The organism is Mucisphaera sp. (assembly GCF_965279675.1).
Lineage (GTDB): Bacteria > Planctomycetota > Phycisphaerae > Phycisphaerales > Phycisphaeraceae > Mucisphaera.
On sequence record NZ_CBDIIJ010000002.1, the window covers coordinates 2,539,537 to 2,557,644 of the forward strand.

The window sequence follows — 18,108 nt, forward strand, 5'->3', positions numbered from 1 at the left end:
GCTCCGGGGTTTCGTGTCTTTTGATGAATTTAGCAGGTGAAGGGGTGAGGTTGGTGTGAGAAACCCGTGGTGAAGTGGTCGGGGTAAGATGGGGGCATGATCCAGAGACGTAAAACGCGGCAGGTGTCGGTGGGTGATGATCGTGTGGGCGTGGTGAAGGTGGGTGGGGATGCGCCGGTGAGTGTGCAGACGATGACGGCGGGGTACACGCATGAGGTTGATGCGTGCGTGGCGGAGATCAACCGGCTGGCGGCGGCGGGGGCTGACATCGTGCGGGTGGCGGTGCCTGAGAAGAAGGACACGGAGGCGTTGAAGTCGATTCTGCCTCAGGTGCGGGTGCCGATTGTGGCGGATGTGCACTTTCATTTTCAGCGTGCGCTGGAGGCGATCGAGGCGGGAGTTCACAAGATCCGGCTGAATCCGGGCAACATCTCGGATCGGGATCAGGTGGCGAAGGTGATCGATGCGTGCAAGGAGCGGGGGCTGCCGATTCGGATCGGCGTGAATGAGGGGTCGATCATTGAGCGGAAGGACAAGCAGAAGCGAATGAAGGAGCTGGGCGGGGTGTTCTCGGGGGAGAAGCATGGGCATTTTCTGGCGATCATGATCGCGAAGCTCGAGGAGTATCTGGAGATCTTCTACGAGCGTGATTTTTACGATGTGACGATTTCGGCGAAGAGCCCGGACCCGACGCTGGTGATCGCTGCTTATACGGAGGTGAGCAAGCGGTTTGATCATCCGTTGCATTTGGGGGTGACGCATGCAGGGCCGCGGGAGACGGGGACGATTCGTAGCATTGCGCCGCTGGCGCATCTGCTGGCGTCGGGTATCGGGGACACGATCCGGATCAGTTATGCGAACGATCCGGTGTATGAGGTGGAGGATGGGCTGGAGCTGCTTTACTGCCTGGAGCTTCGTGAGCGGAAGGGTGTGGATCTGATTGCTTGTCCGACCTGTGGGCGGATTCAGGTGGATCTGTTCACGCTGGTGCAGGAGGTGCGGGCGAAGCTGGCGAGTGAGATCGAGCTGCCGATCAAGGTGGCGGTGATGGGTTGCATCGTGAACGGGCCGGGTGAGGCGGAGGGGGCGGATGTGGCGATTTTTGCGGGTGACCGGCGGGGGATCATCTATGTTCAGGGTCAGAAGGTGGCGAATGTGCCTGAGGAGGAGATCCTGGATGCGTTGCTGCGGGAGTGCAAGGCGTTTGAGGCGAAGGTGAAGGCGGGTGAGGCGAAGCTGGGCGAGAAGGTGGTGGATATTCTGCCGCCTGACCCGATCGGCGAGCTGGGTTCGGGGTTTGACAAGATCGCGGCGGGCGGGGTGGAGAAGGTGACGACGCTGACGGTGGACGGGAAGTGAAGCGGTTGGTTTTGGAGTGGTGACGTGGGCGGGGAGTTGTCGATATAATTGGAGGCCTTGGGGCTGTAGCTCAGTTGGGAGAGCGCCTGCTTTGCAAGCAGGATGTCGTCGGTTCGAGTCCGTCCAGCTCCATTCGGGTGGGATTTTCTGGGGTTTTGGGGTTTATGAGCGGGATTTGGGGTTGCTTTGTGGCGGGTGGTGTTTCATAATTATAGAGGCAGCGTTTCTTTGACCGATGCGGGCGTTATGGCTCGCGGAAGATTTTGTTTGGATTAAACCTGTCGCCCGGGCTCGTTGTTACGGGCCGCACACGGAGAGATGCCATGTCTCGTTATCCAGTTGTCAGATCTGGTTTTACGTTGATTGAGTTGCTGGTGGTGATTTCGATCATTGCTTTGCTGATTGGGATTTTGCTGCCGGCGTTGGGGGCGGCGCGGGATACTGCTCGTATCTCGCAGGCCATGGCGAATCAGCGATCGATTTCGCAGGGGATGTTTATTCATGCGACTTCGAACGATATGACTTTCCCGCTTTGGCAGATGAGTGAGAACGTGAGTGCCAACGGTGAGAACCAGATGTGGAGCGATCCGATCCGCTGGTTCTGGACCACGAAGATGGCGGCTGATGGGATCATCCAGAATCTGAATGCCTACACCGACCCGACTTTTGAGGCGGGGGCGGCGAGCACGGAGTTTCTCGAGAAGAACCTGACGAGCAAGGTGCTGAGGAACACGTCCAGCGGTCAGAGGGGTTCATCTGGTGCGACTGGCCTGCCCGATGGTGTTTCGCCGCTTTGGGATCGTTCCTTCAACAAGATTCACTTCGGCTACAACTACGTGTGGGTTGGCTCGAACATTTCGAGTTGGTACGCGAACCGTGATGGAGCTGAGGACCCGAATCGCGTGGACGTGGCGGGTGATCAGCCGGTTAAGTATGAGAACCTGCGTTCGGCTGCGGATGTTTTGCTGATCGCGCCTGTGCGTGACGCGGCATTGTCGGGTACGGCGGCGTATGACTTTGAAGAGGTGGGCGCGCACGTGATTCAGGATTTTGAGCCGGGCAGCGCTCCTGTTCAGAACGCTGGTGTGGGGCATCCTCGTCACAATGGCGGGATGCAGATTGGCTGGGCTGATGGGCACGTGAGCATGAAGGTCATCCCGGGTTCTTCTGGGGATGAGAAGAACTACTCGCATGTCTATGCGGAGACCGGTATCGGCGATGCTACCGAGACTCTCAATGTGCGAGGCGGTGGTGGTCAGCGTGGTGGCGGTAGTGCTACACGGATTTCGTTTGATGGCCCGCAGAACTGCTTCGATCTTTGGCCTGCGAATCCGGACTAAGCAACTGGCATTGTCTTTTGATCAACCCCTCGTCTTTTGGCGGGGGGTTGTCTTTTGGTTGGTTGGGGGGGTAAAATTGAATGTGCCTGCGAATCTTTTAGAAGGCTGTCGTGTTGCTGGTTAGACAGGTTTGTGTGGCTGGCCTGCTTTGGCGGGCTTGCTGTTGGGTGTGACCGGTGATGCGTGCGGGTCGTTTTTGCGGCTCGGCTGTTGGACTGACGGACTGATCCTCGAAGGAGTCTCGATGATGAAGCGTTCCCTAGGGCTGTTGGCGGGTCGGCGTGGTTTTACGTTGATTGAGTTGCTGGTGGTGATTTCGATCATTGCTTTGCTGATTGGGATTCTGCTGCCGGCGTTGGGGGCGGCGCGGAGTACAGCTCGGTTTATGCAGTCGGCGGCGAACCAGCGGTCGCTGGGTCAGGGTATGTACGTTTACGCGACGAGCAGTGCTGGATTTACCTTCCCCATGTGGCAATACGGGGTTGACGGCGGCTGGGGTTTTGAGGCTGGCAATCAGATTGAGGCTTACTGGGCGACTCGACTGATTGAGCTTGGCGTGATTCCGACGCTTCAGGTGTACATTGATCCGTCATGGGAGCAGGCACACATTGGTTTTCAAGATTTGTCGTTGAACCCTTCAGAAGCGCTTGGGCAGTCGAATGTTGGCAGTTCGTCATTCCGTGCCTTCAATCGTATCCACTACGGTTACAACTACGTCTACGTAGGCTCGAATCTTGGGGGGGCTATGCGTTCTGAAGGTGGTGTTGGCGATAGTGTGACGGCGACCAAGCGATTTGTCGGTAGTCGTTTCAATGCGAATATCTATGCCCCCGCGAGCCCCGACGACCTGCCGTCCGCAGCTGATGTGATGCTGACTGGGGCGAATCGCAACTTCAACCCCAATCTGGCAGACGATGATTTCTCGGATGTTGACATTGATGGTGGCGAGATGGTTGGCAGCCATACGACGCTTGACTCGGTGAACCTTGGTGTCGGCAACTCCGGCTGGCTGGACCCGCGGCACAATGGCGGTATCCAGATCATGTGGGCTGACGGCCATGTTTCGACCTTGTCGATTCCTGGTGCGGTTGGTGATTCCAGTGAATCCGATGCTGATCTTGCTTACGTCGGTGACACTGGCCGCCCGGGACTGGTGGGGGACCGTAACTTTGCTTCTACGATCAGCAGTGGGCAGCGTGGCGGGGGCGGCGGTTCGTCCGGCGGCGACCAGCCGCGAAATCACATGATTTTCGACCTTAATCCGACCAACCCGGAAGACTTCTAGTTAGAACCTGAACGTTGTATCAGCCCGGCTTGTGGGTCCGTTTGCGGGCTTGCAGGGCGGGCTGTTTTTTTGGGGGTGGGGTGTGTTGGGTGACGTTGTGGGTTGAGGAGGTGGGGTGGTGATTGTCCCTAAGCTTGCGCTTAGGGCTCGTGTTGGGGTGCTCGTGGCACCCGGCGAAACGGTGATGCGTGGTTTGGGCCCCTGGGCTTCCGCCCAGGGCTCGTGTGGGGTGGGGCTCGTGTTGAGCAGGGGTCGTGTGGGGGGGCGGTCTTGTGCTGCTTTGGGGTGGGATTAGTTGAGGTAGATGCCGGTGTCGGTGTCGCCGGTGGCGGAGCGTAGGGCTTTGGTGACGGTATCGCGGAGGTGGTGGAGGTGGTGTTCGAGCCAGGCGGCGCGGGTGTGGGGGTTGGGTTCGGAGAGGAGTTGGTAGCGGGGTTCGGTTTCCTCGCAGAGTGTGAGGCAGGCGAGATCGATGAGGGCGTTGGTGGGGAGGTCGTGGTTGAGGAGGTTGCGGACGGCCTGGATGGCGGCGAGTTCGCCTAGCTTGGGGTCGGCGATGAGGGTTTCGAGTCTTGTGCGGGTGTCGGTGAGGTCGATCTCGAGGGTGGGGTTGGTTTCGAGAGGTTCGAGGTGGGCGAGTCGGTAGGGTTCGTGTTCGAGTTCGGTGGTGATGCGGCAGCGAGTGAGTCCCTGGAGGAGGATGTTGTAGCGGCCGTCGGGGAGTTGGGTGTCGCGGACGATATAGCCGAGGCAGGCGGCGGTGTGGAGGATGAGGTTGTCGGCGTAGTTGGATTTCCAGCGTGGGTCGTTGAAGACGGCCATGGCGATGAGGCGCGGGCCGTTGAGGGCATCTTCGACCATCGCGCGGTAGCGGGGCTCGAAGATGTGGAGTCGGATGGTGGCATGGGGCAGCAGCACGCAGTTGGCGAGCGGAAAGAGGGGGACGGGCTGGCTGAAATCCACATGCGTCTCGGGCATGGCGGATGGTAGGAGGGGTGGATGGGGTGGGGGGTGAAAAGGTTGGAGGGGAATTTGGGGGAGTGGGTTATGAGGGGGTTGTTGGTTGTTTGGAGGAAGCCCGGCCCGGCACGGGTCACCAGAATGGGTGCCTTAGGGGGTGGATTTATCGGTGCTTTTTTCGGGGGTTGGGATGATTCGTAGTTCGCCTTTTTTGAGGGTGACGGTGTGTTCGGGTGGGATGGATGAGGTGATGAAGACGGATCCGCCGATGGTGGCGTGGTGTCCGATGGTGGTGTTGCCGCCGAGGATGATGGCTCCGCCGTAAATGGTGACGTCGTCTTCGATGGTTGGGTGTCTTTTTTGTCCGCGCCAGGATTGACCGCCTCGGGTGGAGAGTGCGCCGAGGGTGACGCCTTGGTAGAGCTTGACGCGGTTTCCGATCTGGCAGGTTTCCCCGATGACGATGCCGGTTCCGTGGTCGATGAAGAAGGCGTCGCCGATGGTGGCTCCCGGGTGGATGTCGATGCCGGTTTCGTTGTGGGCGACCTCGGACATGATGCGTGCGAGGAGGGGGACGCCTAGGTTGTGGAGGGCGTGGGCGATGCGGTGGACGAAGATGGCGTCGATGCCTGGGTAGCAGAAGATGGTCTCGTCCATGGAGAGGGCGGCGGGGTCGCCTTCGAAGGAGGCGTTGACGTCGATGATGAGTCGTCGGCGGATGTCGGGTAGTTGTTCGAAGAACTGTTTGGTGATGTCGCAGGCGCGTTCGTGGCAGTCGTCGCAGTCGTCGCCTGTGCCTTCGCCGACGGTTCGGTTGAGTTCGTAGCGCAGGTTTTGTTCGGTCTGGTCGAGGAGGATGTCGTAGAGCTGCTGGATGAGTTCTTCGAGGTGTGGCTTGACGGTTTGTGCGGTGAGTCGGACGTCGTCGAAGTAGCCGGGGAAGATGATTCTTCGGGCGAGTTCGATGGCTTCGATGGTTTTGCCGCGTGAGGGGAGGAAGGTGGCTTCGAGGTGCTGGCCGACGGCGGAGAGGGTGAAGTCGGCGGCGAGCTGCTCGGCAGTTTGGTGGGCGATGGCCTTTCGGTGATCGTCCTTGTGGTTGGGTTGTTCCTGAGTCACCTGTGGCCTTTCGGGCGGTGAGAGGGGAGGTGTTGGGGCGAAACGCCGATTATAGGAAGGGTCGTGGCGGTTATTTGTCGGCTGGTCTGGAGGCTTGTGGGTGTCGCAGGGTCGTTTGGGATTTGAAGAGCTTGAGGTGATGGGGGTGGGTCTTGCGCGTGCGACGGAGACGGAGGTGGTGGCGGATGTGGTGTGTCGGGCGCGGTCGGGGGTTGGTGGTTGGGTGATCACGCCAAATCTGGACATTCTGCGGCGGTGCGTGGGTGATGCGGAGGTGCGGTCGTTGGTGGGGCAGGCGGATGTGCGGGTGGCGGATGGGATGCCGCTGGTGTGGGCGAGTCGGCTTGCGGGGCTGGGGGGTGGGAAGGGGCTGCCGGAGCGGGTGGCGGGGTCGAGTCTGGTGTGGACGGTTTGCGAGGCGGCGGCTCGTGAGGGTGTGGGGGTGGTTTTGATTGGTGGGTCGCCTGGGGATGCGGATCGGGCGGCAGGGGTGCTGCGGGGTGCCTATCCGGGCCTGGATGTGAAAAATGTTCATTGTCCGGCGATGGGATTTGAGTCGGATGCGGCGGCGATGGGGGAACTGGAGGCGATCGCGGGGCGGTCGGAGGGGTGCGTGGTGTTTGTGGGGCTGGGGTTTCCGAAGCAGGAGCGGCTGATTGAGCGGCTGCGGGTTGTGCAGCCTGGGGCGGTGTGGCTGGGGGTGGGGATTTCGTTCAGTTATGTAGCGGGGACGGTGAAGCGGGCTCCTGGTTGGGCTCGGCGGCTGGGGTTGGAGTGGATTTATCGGCTGTTGCAGGAGCCCGGGCGGCTGGCGAGGCGTTATCTGGTGGAGGGATTGCCGTTTGCGGTTCGGCTGGGTTGCTGGGCGGCATGGCGTCGGTTTCGGGGTGGCCGGTTATGATGTGAGGTTGCGGCAACTACGGGGTTTACGGGGTTGGGCTTCGTTGTTTGGTGGTCTATCCTTAAGGGGAGATCGACCCGATAGTCAGGATTGTGACGGTGAACACTGATCTAGCCAGTGAGGCTCGTGGTCCGGCTGTTGAGGCTGGCGAGCGTGCGGGTGTTGATGCCAGCGATGGCCCGGTGTCGTCGGTGCGCGCGGTGCTGCTGCTGGCGGGTGCGACGCGGAAGCTGGGTCTGGCGGAGGCGTTGGGGCGGTCGCCTCTGGATCTGCCGGTGACCGACGACCGGCGGATTCTGGATTTGTGGCTTGAGCGTTTGATGGAGGTGGGGCTTGATCTTGGGATTGAGGGGCTGTCGGTTCGGGTGCTGGTGAATGAATTGGTTCCGACGCCTGTGCTGCGGGGCCCGTCGCGGGGGTTGTCGCTGACGGTTGAGCAGGATCGGCTGGAGCTTCGGGGGACAGCGGGTCTGCTGCGTGATGCGTGTTCGGCTTACGGGGACGACGCGTGGGTTCTGGTGGCGAATGCTGGGCAGATTCTGGTTTCGTCGCTGATTGAGCCGGTTCGTCGGCTGATGGGGTCGCGGGGTGAGGTTCGGCTGCTGAGGCATGAGGACGGGACGCCAGCGAGTCTGTTTCTGATCCGGTGCGGGGCCTTGCGGTCGGTGGCTCGGCAGGGGTATATCGATCTGAAGGAGCAGTTTCTGCCTCGTTTGGGGGAGCGTTCGGCGGTGATGACGGTTGATTCGCCGGCCATTTCGGTTCCGGTGCGGACGGTGTCGGACTACATCGAGGGTTTGCAGGCTTACCACCGTGAGGGGCCGTTGAGCGGGTTGTCTGAACCCTATGCGGAGGACTGGCGTAGTAGTTTTGCGGTGGTGGAAGCGGGTGCTGAGGTGGACGAGACGGCTCGTCTGCACGACTCGGTGGTGCTGAAGGGGGGGCGGGTTGGTGCGGGCGCGACGCTGGTTCGGAGTGTGGTTTGCTCGGCGGGTCATGTCGGGCCCCGGCGGACGCAGCGTGACGCGGTGGTGGGCGGTGGTCGGCGGTCGCGGCTGGCGACGGCGGGTGATTCGGGATTGAGAGGGCGAGGACATGGCCTCCGAAGCGACAAGTAATCCGACTGCGGCAGACTCGTCGGCGTCGACTGTTTCGGCTGTTGCGGGCGGTCCGCTGACGACGTCGACGGCGAAGAGCTGGTCGCGTAACGGGTGGACGGATTTCCACTTTGTGGCGGCGATCATCGCGGTGGGGACGGCGATCTGGGTTTGTCGTCAGGCGTGGAGCGATATTTTTCTGATCGCCTGGAACGACGAAGAGAACAGTCACATCTTCCTGGTGCCGTTTGTGATGTTCTGGCTGTTCTGGGTTCGGAAGCAGCGTTTTCGTTTCTGCTACCCGCGGGGTCACTGGTTCGGGGTGTTGCTGGTGGCGCTGGGCTGGTTTTTATCGTGGTACGGGTTTAACAACGCGGTGCAGGCTGGTTGGCACCTGGGCGCTGTGGTGATGGCGGTGGGAGGTTTGGTGTCGGTGGTGGGTACGGATGTGCTGCGGCGGTTCTTCCCGGCGTTTGTGACGCTTCTGTTTCTGGTGCCGGTGCCGGGCCTGATTCGTCAGGCGATTGCGATCCCGCTGCAGCAGTGGACGGCGGTGATTACGACGGAGACGCTGACGACCTTTGGTGTGATGGTGAGTCACTCGGGGAGTGTGCTTGAGATCAACGGGATGCAGGTGGGTATTGCTGAGGCTTGCAACGGGATGCGGATGGTGTTTGCGTTGCTGCTGGTTTCGTACGCGTTTGCGTTCGGAACGCCTCTGCGGAACTCGGTGCGGTTTTTCATTGTGCTGATCAGTCCGTTGTCGGCGATTCTTTGCAACGTGGTGCGGTTGTCGCCGACGGTTTGGGTTTACGGGGCGTTTGGTGAGGGTGCGGGGAAGATTTTCCATGACCTTGGCGGGTGGGTGATGCTGCTGGTGGCGTTTGGTCTGTTGCTGGCGGTGAAGCGGCTGTTGGAGTGGGCTCTGGTTCCCGTGACGCCTTATGTGTTGGCGAGGGATTAGGAGGCTTTCTGATGGATGCGAAACGTGAAGCGCTTAAGTGGGGCTGGTTCGTGCCGTGTCTGGTGGCTTTGGTGCTGATGACGGGGCATGACCCTGAGCGTCAGAGTTATGCGCAGCCGGTGGATGCTCAGCCTTATCACGACCGTGTTCGTGAAGAGGTGTTGCGTATCCCGGGCGCGTTTGACGGGTGGACGAGCGAGGTGATTGATGCGCAGCGTGAGGCGGTTCAGCTGCTGAAGCCCAACGTGATTTACAGCCGTCGGTATGAGCATTCGTCGACGGGTGAGCAGTTGAATCTGCTGATCGTGCACTGCCGTGAGGCTCGCGACATGGTGGGTCACTACCCGCCAATTTGTTATCCGAGCAGCGGTTGGACGGAGCGTGAGGAGAGCCGGCGTCGTCTGGACATTGAGGTTCGGGGTCGTGTGATTGAGGCGACGGAGTATGAGTTTTTCCAGTCGCTTCCTGGTTATTCGGTGAGTATCCATGTGATCAACACGATGCTGCTGCCTGACGGGCGGACGGCGTCGACGATGGATGCGATTGCGGAGCTTGATTCGGATTACCGGCGTCGGTTTTTTGGTGCCGGTCAGCTGCAGGTGTTGATTCCGGGTGAAGAGGATCCGGCGGTTCGTGAGCGTCTGGCTCGGACCTTCATAGGTAAGAGCGTGAATGCGATCGAGGTGATCGGGTCGGCGAACATTCCGGGTCGAGGAGAAGAAGCGCGATGAGTCAGGGCGATCCCAGTCTGATGTTGCCTGTACCTTCGGGACCTGCGGCGGTGGAGCCGGAGGGGGTGTCGAATCAGGTTTCGCCGCTTCGCCGGGTTCATCACCTGCTGCAGGGGCGTTATCTGTATGCGAGTCTGCTGGCGCTTGTGCTGGGCGGGCTGGCGGGTGCGGCGGGGTATTACTCGATGGAGGATCGGTATCGGGCGACGGCGCTGATCGAGGCGCAGTCGAATATTCCGCTGGTGGTGTTTCAGTTGGAAGAGCATCAGCAGATGCCGCAGTTCAATCAGTGGGTGGCTCGTCAGGCTCGGCTGATTGAGGACGAGCGTGTGCTTCGGAAGGCGGCGGAGAACGACGCGGTTCAGCGTTTTGTGTTGACGGCGGAGCAGTTGGGTTCGGGGACGGGTCCGCTGCGTGGGGGCTTGCGGGTGAGTCACGACGGGCGGACGAATCTGATTTCGGTGTCGTTTGAGCATTTGTCGCCTGACGCGGCTGAGATTGCGGCTCAGGCGATCACCGAGGCGTACATGGAGATTTACGGCCAGCGTGACATTGATGAGAAGAATCAGGTCATCAGCCGTGTGGAGGAGATCCGTGCGAATCTGATGTCGCAGCTGGATCGGAAGAAGCAGGAGATCAGTCTGATCGCGAACGAGTTCGGGTCGGATGCGCTCATGACGATGTATGAGAGTCGGCTTGAGGATCTTCAGCGTCACGAGAGTGATCTGCGTGAGACGGAGGGGGAGCTTGCCCGGCGTGGGATTGATCCGACGCTTCCGCTTGAGGGTCAGCTGGAGCAGATCGGGACCACTGAGGTTGATAGCGATATAACTGCCGAGCAGCTGGCGATGCAGGACCCATACATGCGGCAGCTGCTTCAGCGTCGGACGCAACTGCGTTCGGATGCTCGTGTGAGTGCGACGGAGTATGGCCGTAACCACGACCGGACGAAGCAGATTGTCAGGCGCTTTGAGGCGAATGAGTTTGAGATCGAAGAGTTTCTCGAGATGCGTCGTAACCAGGGGGCACGGGTTCCGAGCAGTGACGCTTCGGCGCGGCTGATTGTTCGGGGTGGTGGCGATCTGACGTTGATGAATGAGTACGAGCTGGTGAGCATCTATGAGAGTCAGAAGCAGATGCGTGACCGGCTTCATGACGAGACGCTGACGCTTGGTCAGCAGCGGCTTCGTATTGATGAGCTCAAGGAGGACGTGGCGAATCTTCGGGGTCAATTGGATCAGGTTGAAGAGCGTCTTCGTCGTCTGACGACGGAGGCGGGTCGGGGCGATATTTCGGGGCGTCTGGAGGTGGCGAGTAATGCGTTTGCGTTGCCGCAGCCGGTGAACTCGGGTCGTCGGAAGCAGTTGGCGGTGGCCGGTCTTGGGGCGGGTGTCGCGATGGGTTTCGGGGTGTTTTTACTGATCGGTCTGATGGATCCCCGGGTGCGGAGCACGGACGAGGCGACGAGTCGTCTTGGTTCGGCGAAGCTGCTGGGTGTGCTGCCGACGCTGCCTGACGATCTGGGTGACCCGCAGAACGCGGCGATGGTGGGGTATTCGGTGCACCACATGCGGACGCTGCTGCAGCTTGGCCATCGGACGGCTTCAACGCCTGCGTATGCGATTACGGGTCCGGCGAGCGGGTCGGGTAAGACGAGTCTGACGATTGCGCTGGGTATGTCGTTCGCGGCGACGGGAGCGCGTACGCTTCTGATTGACTCCGACCTGGCTGGTGGCGGTTTGAGCTATCGGCTGGAGGCGGTGGTTCGTCGGCGGATTGGTCGGATTCTCGTGGATGCGGGTGAGATCTCGAATCAGGAGCTTCAGCAGGCGTTGGCGGCGGCTTCGGCGAATGGTTGTCGGCTGGGTGAGTCGCTTATCAACCTGGGGCTGTTGGAGCCGAGTCGGCTGAGTGAGATTCTTGAGCATCAGACGACGACGCATGTGGGTTTGCTGGATGCGATCAATGGCGAGCCGGTGCAGTCGTGTATCACGGCGACAGATATCCCGAATCTGTGGGTGCTTCCGATTGGCGGTGCTTTGCTGGATGACATGGGGCGGATTTCACCGACGGCGGTTCGTCGTGTGATCGAGGAGGCGCGTGAGCACTATGACACGGTGCTGATCGATACGGGCCCGGTGCCTGGGAGTGTTGAGACCTCGATGGTTGCTGCTGAGGCGGATCAGGTGCTGATGATCGTGGCCCGTGGTGACGAGCGTCATCGTGTGGCGGGTGCGGTTGGCTTCCTTGAATCGCTTGGCGCGCATCTGGCGGGGTTTGTGTTCAACCGTGCGGAGGCCGGTGATCTGGCTCGTTCGCAGTTGTCGAGTTTGCTGAGCAGTCGTTCGGCGGGTTTCTCGCGTGATCCGCGGACGGGTGAGCCGGTGACGCCTGGCGATGCGACCAATTTCGGTGCGGTGGCGCGTGCGTTGATTGCGTCGCAGGGGTATGTGTCGGAGGAGGCTAATCGGGGACCGGTTGATGTTGATCCGGTGGTGAAGTCGGAGGGGCAGGGCTGATGATTCAGTCGGCAGAAGGGAATGGTTCGTCGTCGATGCCGACGGTGTGGGGCCTGACGCCTGTTGAGCTTCACGATCGTTTCTGGGCGTCGCGTGGCGTGCAGGTGGTGCGTTGCGGGGAGGTCTCGGATGTGGTGGCGGATGCGGAGTTGTTTCTGTTGACGGCTCCGGCGTTGCTGACGATTTTTCGGCTGCGTTCGCTGATCGAGGATCTGAGTTGGGTGAAGCCGAAGGTGGTCTGGGTTCGGATTTCGGACACGCATGAGCGGGGTTACCGGGAGCGTGTGCTGGCGGCGGAGGATGGTCGGCTGCTGGGTTTTGAGCGTGACTATGGGGGTGCGGATACGCGGCTGTCGCGGGTGGCGTTGACGCCTGATCGCGGGCTGGCGCGAGCCTGGCAGGGGTGTCAGACGGCTCTGGAGGGGTGGTCGATGTTGCGGGAGCGTGTGGGTGCGGATCGTCGCCTGAGTCATCGGATCAGCGGGGAGACTTACGATCGCGAGAAGCCGTCTGAGGTTCACGAGTTTGTGCGTGATTTGATTGGTGTTTGGAACCAGCCGAATGCGACGATTGAGCGGGTGCGTCGTCTTGGACGCGGGGTGTGGGGTGATCGGGATGGTCAGGGGGCGGAGATGGTGTCGTTTATTGGTCCGGCGTGGGTGGGTGCCGGGCGTGTGATTGAGCCCGGTGAGGCGGTGGTGGGTCCGGCGGTGCTTTGGGATGATCCGGAGGCGCGTGCGGCGGCGGAGCAGGTGAACTGGCGCGAGATCGAGCCGGGTCAGATGCTTGAGCGTCCGGTTCGGGTGCCGAATCGTTCGACGACGGCGCGTGTGGGGAAGCGGCTGTTTGATATCTGTTTTTCGTTGTTGGCGCTGCTGCTGGTGCTGCCGTTGTTCCCGCTGATCATGCTGGCGATCTGGCTGGAGGATGGCGGGCCGTTTTTCTTTGCTCATGGTCGGGAGACGGTGGGGGGGCGAGAGTTTCCGTGTTACAAGTTTCGTTCGATGCGTCATGACGCGGAGGCGATCAAGGCTCGTCTGATGCGTGAGAATCAGGTGGACGGCCCGCAGTTCTACATTGAGCACGATCCCCGGGTGACGGTGGTGGGGCGGTGGCTGCGGAAGCTGCAGTTGGATGAGTTGCCGCAGTTTTACAACGTGCTGGTGGGTGATATGTCGGTGGTGGGTCCGCGTCCGAGTCCGCGGAAGGAGAACCAGTATTGCCCGCCCTGGCGTGAGGCTCGATTGAGTGTTCGTCCGGGGGTTACGGGTTTGTGGCAGGTTTGCCGGACGCGGGAAGAGGGGAAAGATTTTCAGGAATGGATTAAATACGACATTGAGTACGTCGAACACGGTACGCTTTTGACAGACCTGTGGGTCGTCTGGAAGACGGTGCTGCTGGTCCTGACCGCACCCTTTAGCTCAAGAGGATAGACACAGTTGGCAATCCGATCGAAGGCACGACGGAGGCTGCTCCTGCTTTTGCTGGCAGCGGTCATCATTATTGGCAGTGGCGCGGGGTTTTACTTTTTCCGCAAGCAGCAGGCTCAGGCGCTGGCTGATCAGAAACGGGTGGAGGGTGTGGCTGCTTACAACGAGGAGCGCTACTTCGACGCGATGCATGCGTTGGGGAGCTATGTGCTGACGGATCCGACGGATTCGGAGGCGCTGTTTTTGTACGCGAAGGCTCGGATGGAGGTTGAGGAGGCGGATGGCCGTAGTCATCTGTTGAATGCGTTGGGTGTGCTGCGGGATGTGGTGGCACTGGACCCGGACAATCTGGAGGCGAAGCAGCGGCTGCTGGAGCTTTACAGCGTGTTTGGGTATGCGCCGGAGGCTGTGGATCTGGCGGACGAGGTGCTGGCGGTTTCGCCTGATGATTCCGAGGCGTGGTCGCGGAAGATGGTGGCGTTGAATGCGCTTCGGCGTTTTGAGGATGTGGTGGTGGCGGCGGATGAGGTGTTGGCTGCTGATCCGCCTCGGCCTGAGCCTTTGGTGATTGAGGCGATGCGTGCGCGTGCTTCGGCGTTGCTGCGTTTGGAGCGTTCAAGTGAGGGGCTGACGCAAGCGATCGAGTTGAATCTGACGGCCCCGGATGATTTTCGGGCTTATCTGTTGACGCTCGAGGCGATGCGTGCGGAGGAGCGTCCGCGGACCGAGGTGATTACCTGGGCCGAGAGCGTGTATCAGAGCTACCCGGATGTGGAAGGCACGGCGTTGCTGGCCGCGTTGGCGCATTCGGGGCCTGAGGGTCGTGAGGCTTCGCTGGCGTGGCTGAGGCGTGAGGTGGAGGCGGATCCCGAGAGTCTCGTCGTCGTGCGCTTGCTGATTCGTGAGCTGGGCCGCAAGGGTCAGCTGCTGGCGACGATTGATTTGGCGCGTGATCTTCAGGAGCGTTCGCCCTCGATGCAGTATGAGCATGTGCTGCTGTCGCATCTGCTTTTTGCGGGTCGGGCGGAAGAGGTGGTTTCGCTGACGGATCGTTACGTGGATGACTCGTCTCGGGCGAGTCTGCGGTCGCTGGCGTATCGGGCTCAGGCTCTGTTTGAGCTGGGTCGGGATGAGGAGGGGGCTGCGTTGGTGGAGTCGTTCTCCTCGCGGACGAACGACAGTATGGCGCTGGCTTACGGCGCGATTCTTCGTCAGGTCTACGTGGAGGATGACGTTGAGCCGATGCGGATTCTGGAGACGAGCGAGACGGCGCTGAGCCGTGATCCGGGGAATCCGATGTTTGCGTATTGGCGCGGGAATGCTTTCTCGGCGCTTGGGGAGAGTGACCGGGCGATTGAGTTGTGGAATCAAGCGGCCCAGATAGCGCCGAGCTGGGATGCGCCGCTTCTGGCTGTGTCACGGGAGTTGTCTCGTGCGGGTCGGCATCTGGAGGCGTACCCGTTTGCGGCGTTGGTTCTGCAGCGGAGTCCTCGGAATCTGGCGGCGAACGTCAATCTGATTGCGACGGTGGGTCCAGTGCTTGACCGGATTCCTCAGCGTGACCGGGCTCAGTTGCTGGCATTGTCTCGTAGTCTGCTGGATACGCAGACACCTAATCACCCGGACGTGCTGCCTGTTTATATGCGTCTGTTGATGGAGAATGAGCGGCGTGGTGAGGTTGAGGCGGAGATTGAGGGCTTGCTTAAGAGCAGTGAGGCGATAGCCACAGCAACCCTGCTGCGGGTGGCTGAGGTGAGTGCTGAGTTTGGTCTTGGTTATGAGTCTGCTCTGATGGCTCGCGCGGATGGAGCGGCGGCGGAGACACCTGAGATGGTGGCAGCTCGCGCGTTGGTGCTTCACCGTGATGGTCGGACCGAGGAGGCGCTGGCGCTGCTTGATGCCGAGGTTGCAGAGGCCGAGGGCACTGAGGCGTTGCTTGCGATGCGTACGGGCCGTGCGACGGTGCTGGATCGGATGGGGGATGCACGGGCTCGTGAGGCGTGGGCGTCGCTTGTTGAGGATTACTCTGACAACGTTCGTGTCATTCAGCGGGCTCTGGAATCGGAGTCGTTCTGGTCGGATGAGGCCGCGACGCGGGGAGCGATTGATACGCTGCGTGGTCTGACGGATGAGAACTCGCTGGGGTGGCGGACGGCTGAGGCTCGTTGGCTGCTGACTTACGGTGGTCGGGAGGATCTGCCTCGTGCTCGTTCGATGCTGGATGAGATCACGAATGAGTCGCCTGGGCTGGTTCGTCCGCGTCTGATGCTGGCCGAGGCCTTGAATCGGTTGGGTGACACGGATGGTGCGATCAATCAGATTGAGCGTGCGAAGGGGCTTCGGGGCGGGGATGTGACGCTTGATCTGCTTCAGGCGCGGTTGCTTCGGGGTGCTGATCGTGCTTTGGATGCGACGCGTGTGTATGAGACGCTGGCGACGCAACCGGATGCGTTGAGTGCGGAGCAGCAGCGTGAGGTGGCGGTTTCGCTGGCTGATCTTGGGCGTCTGCCTTTGGCGGTTTCGATGGTTGAGACGATGATTGCGGCGTCCGGGTCTGTGAGTGACCGTCTGCTGTTAGCGCAGATGTACGAGCGTGGTGAGGACACGGCGGCGGCTGAGCGTGTGTATACGCGGCTGCTGGCGGGCGAGCCGAGGCTCGATGTGCTGGGTAATGTGCCCCGGTTCTATCAGTCGATCGGGCAGGATGCGTCGGGCCGGGCAGCGCTCGAGCGGCTGGATGAGGTGCCGGATATCAGTCCGGTGGCGGCTTTGGTGGTTCGCGGGGACTACGCGCGTCGCGGGGGTAACTGGCAAGACGCTGAGGCTCTGTTTGCGGAAGCGGCTGAGCTGGATCCGACTCGTGCGGGTGTCTGGTTGCGGTTGATTTCGAGTCGGATGAATGGCGGCGAGTCAGGGCCGGTGCTTGAGGCGCTTGACCGCGGTCTGGCGGCGAACCCGGGTGATCCGACGCTGGTGTTTTTGGATGAGCAGCGGGTGCTGATTGAGAACCTAGTTTCCAACGCGGGTCTGCGGCCGATGATGTTGCAGATGGTGGAGTCGCCTGACACGCGTGAGGTGGCGGCGGACATCCTGCGGGCTGCGTATGAGATCGATCGGGATGGTGGTGGGGCGGTGGCGTTGATTCCGCGTTTCCAGCGGATCGTCCGCGAGCATCCTAATTATTTGCCGGCTCACATGATTCTGGCGCAGTCACTGGCTTCGCTGGATCGGACGGAGGAGGCGGTGACGGTGGCGATGCAGGCGGTCCGTACGTTCCCGGACAGCCCTGATCCTGCGGGTATGGCGACGGAGTTGCTGGCAGCTCAGGGCAAGTGGGCGGAGTCTCGGAACATGGGGCTTCAGTGGCGTCGTCGGTTGGCGAACCCGCTGGTTGCGGATCTGCGGATTGCTCGCGCGATGATCGAGATGGGTACGCCGAATCAGGCGTCGACCCAGATTCAGCCTTACTTACAGGACGCGATGCGTCGTCCGCTTCAGCTTGGTGAGGTGCTGCTTGTCTGGGCGACGGCTCGGATCGAGATGGGTCGTGCGGAGGAGGCGAGGCTGACGCTTCGGCCGTTGCTGGCGCCTCATCCGGGTTGGCGAGAGAGTTGGATTCAGCTTGCGACGCAGCGGATCGAGGATGAGGCCGAGGCGATGCGCTGGATGGAGGTGCTGATTGAGGAAGTCGAGGAGGATGATGCGGATTCCCGGCTTCAGATCGCGATTGGTCTGCGTGCGGTTGGCAGCAAGTTCAATGATGCGGGCATGCTGGATCGGGCGCGGGAGATGATGCGGGCTCTGGCGGCGGAGGGTGAGGCGTCGCCTCGGGCTGTTCTGAGCATGGCGATCATGGATGACACGGAGGGTCGTCAGGAGGAGGCTGAGGCGGGTTATCGTCGTGTGCTCGAGATGGTTGAGGATCAGCCGGTGGCTTTGAACAACCTGGCGATGGTTCTTCAGCGTAAGGGGCAGGCGAGTGAGGCCATCTCGCTGGCGGAGCGTGCGATTCGTCAGGCGCCGTCGTTCCCGGCGTTCCGTAACACGTTGACGCTGAGTCTGTTGGCGGACGGTCAGGTCGAGGCTGCTTTGGAGCAGGCGAATCTGCTGAATCGTCTGGATCCGAGCAATCTGGAGTGGCAGTTGACGCTGGCTGAGGCTTTGGCGATGGCTTCGAGGAAGGTTGAGGCGCAGGACACGCTGGGCTTTATTGATCGGGCGATCGCGAATGGTCGTGAGGTTGATGAGGATTTCCGCGAGCGGCTGGAGTCGATCCGAGCCATGGTTGAGGAGATTCCTGCTGAGCGGCTGGATGCGAATGCGGGCGTGTTCGTGCCTTAGCGATGGGCTTGCCCTAGCATGGTGCATGGCCATGTTTAGCAGAAGGGTTTGCCTTGCACTTT

12 protein-coding genes and 1 tRNA gene are annotated in these 18,108 nt (G+C 61.0%); 11 read left to right on the forward strand and 2 right to left on the reverse strand.

Annotated elements, in window-relative coordinates; translation table 11 throughout:
- The first annotated feature begins 96 nt into the window (after window positions 1-96).
- From ispG to ACQZAB_RS10965, 4 genes are all read left to right on the forward strand, one after another.
- The gene (gene ispG, locus ACQZAB_RS10950) at window positions 97-1,359 is read left to right on the forward strand and encodes a flavodoxin-dependent (E)-4-hydroxy-3-methylbut-2-enyl-diphosphate synthase (RefSeq protein WP_428389556.1); all 1,263 of its coding nucleotides are present in this window, start codon (window positions 97-99) and stop codon (window positions 1,357-1,359) included.
- A 59-nt stretch (window positions 1,360-1,418) separates the two neighbouring features.
- Window positions 1,419-1,491, forward strand: a tRNA-Ala gene (locus ACQZAB_RS10955).
- 191 nt (window positions 1,492-1,682) lie between these two features.
- Window positions 1,683-2,699 (forward strand): type II secretion system protein, encoded by a 1,017-nt coding sequence (locus tag ACQZAB_RS10960; RefSeq protein ID WP_428389557.1) that lies wholly within the window; start codon window positions 1,683-1,685, stop codon window positions 2,697-2,699.
- A gap of 247 nt (window positions 2,700-2,946) precedes the next feature.
- On the forward strand, window positions 2,947-3,984 hold the full coding sequence (locus tag ACQZAB_RS10965; protein WP_428389558.1) for a type II secretion system protein: 1,038 nt from the start codon (window positions 2,947-2,949) through the stop codon (window positions 3,982-3,984).
- Between the two features lie 291 nt (window positions 3,985-4,275).
- Here ACQZAB_RS10965 and ACQZAB_RS10970 read toward each other — a convergent pair whose 3' ends face one another.
- Complete coding sequence (locus ACQZAB_RS10970; protein WP_428389559.1) at window positions 4,276-4,962, reverse strand: LON peptidase substrate-binding domain-containing protein; 687 nt, start codon at window positions 4,960-4,962, stop codon at window positions 4,276-4,278.
- Window positions 4,963-5,094: 132 nt separating this feature from the next.
- Complete coding sequence (gene epsC / locus ACQZAB_RS10975; RefSeq protein WP_428389560.1) at window positions 5,095-6,063, reverse strand: serine O-acetyltransferase EpsC; 969 nt, start codon at window positions 6,061-6,063, stop codon at window positions 5,095-5,097.
- Window positions 6,064-6,163: 100 nt separating this feature from the next.
- On the opposite strand from epsC, the gene ACQZAB_RS10980 reads away from it, so the two are divergent.
- From ACQZAB_RS10980 to ACQZAB_RS11010, 7 genes are all read left to right on the forward strand, one after another.
- Window positions 6,164-6,964, forward strand: coding sequence for a WecB/TagA/CpsF family glycosyltransferase (locus tag ACQZAB_RS10980; RefSeq protein ID WP_428389561.1), 801 nt, complete (start codon window positions 6,164-6,166; stop codon window positions 6,962-6,964).
- A gap of 98 nt (window positions 6,965-7,062) precedes the next feature.
- A complete protein-coding gene (locus tag ACQZAB_RS10985) occupies window positions 7,063-8,082 on the forward strand; it encodes a hypothetical protein (RefSeq protein ID WP_428389562.1) in 1,020 nt (339 codons plus the stop codon).
- Window positions 8,060-9,025, forward strand: a complete 966-nt coding sequence (locus ACQZAB_RS10990) for an exosortase/archaeosortase family protein (RefSeq protein WP_428389563.1) — start codon at window positions 8,060-8,062, stop codon at window positions 9,023-9,025. The genes ACQZAB_RS10985 and ACQZAB_RS10990 overlap by 23 nt, the downstream gene beginning before the upstream one ends.
- 11 nt (window positions 9,026-9,036) lie before the next feature.
- Entirely contained in the window at window positions 9,037-9,756 is a 720-nt protein-coding gene (locus ACQZAB_RS10995) for an exosortase-associated EpsI family protein (RefSeq protein WP_428389564.1), read from the forward strand.
- Window positions 9,753-12,275: a GumC family protein gene (locus ACQZAB_RS11000; RefSeq protein WP_428389565.1), complete on the forward strand. Its 2,523-nt coding sequence runs from the start codon at window positions 9,753-9,755 to the stop codon at window positions 12,273-12,275. Before ACQZAB_RS10995 ends, ACQZAB_RS11000 begins: the two co-directional genes overlap by 4 nt.
- Window positions 12,275-13,708, forward strand: coding sequence for a sugar transferase (locus ACQZAB_RS11005; RefSeq protein WP_428389566.1), 1,434 nt, complete (start codon window positions 12,275-12,277; stop codon window positions 13,706-13,708). The genes ACQZAB_RS11000 and ACQZAB_RS11005 overlap by 1 nt, the downstream gene beginning before the upstream one ends.
- Before the next feature lie 6 nt (window positions 13,709-13,714).
- The gene (locus ACQZAB_RS11010; protein WP_428389567.1) at window positions 13,715-18,046 is read left to right on the forward strand and encodes a tetratricopeptide repeat protein; all 4,332 of its coding nucleotides are present in this window, start codon (window positions 13,715-13,717) and stop codon (window positions 18,044-18,046) included.
- Window positions 18,047-18,108 lie beyond the last annotated feature (62 nt).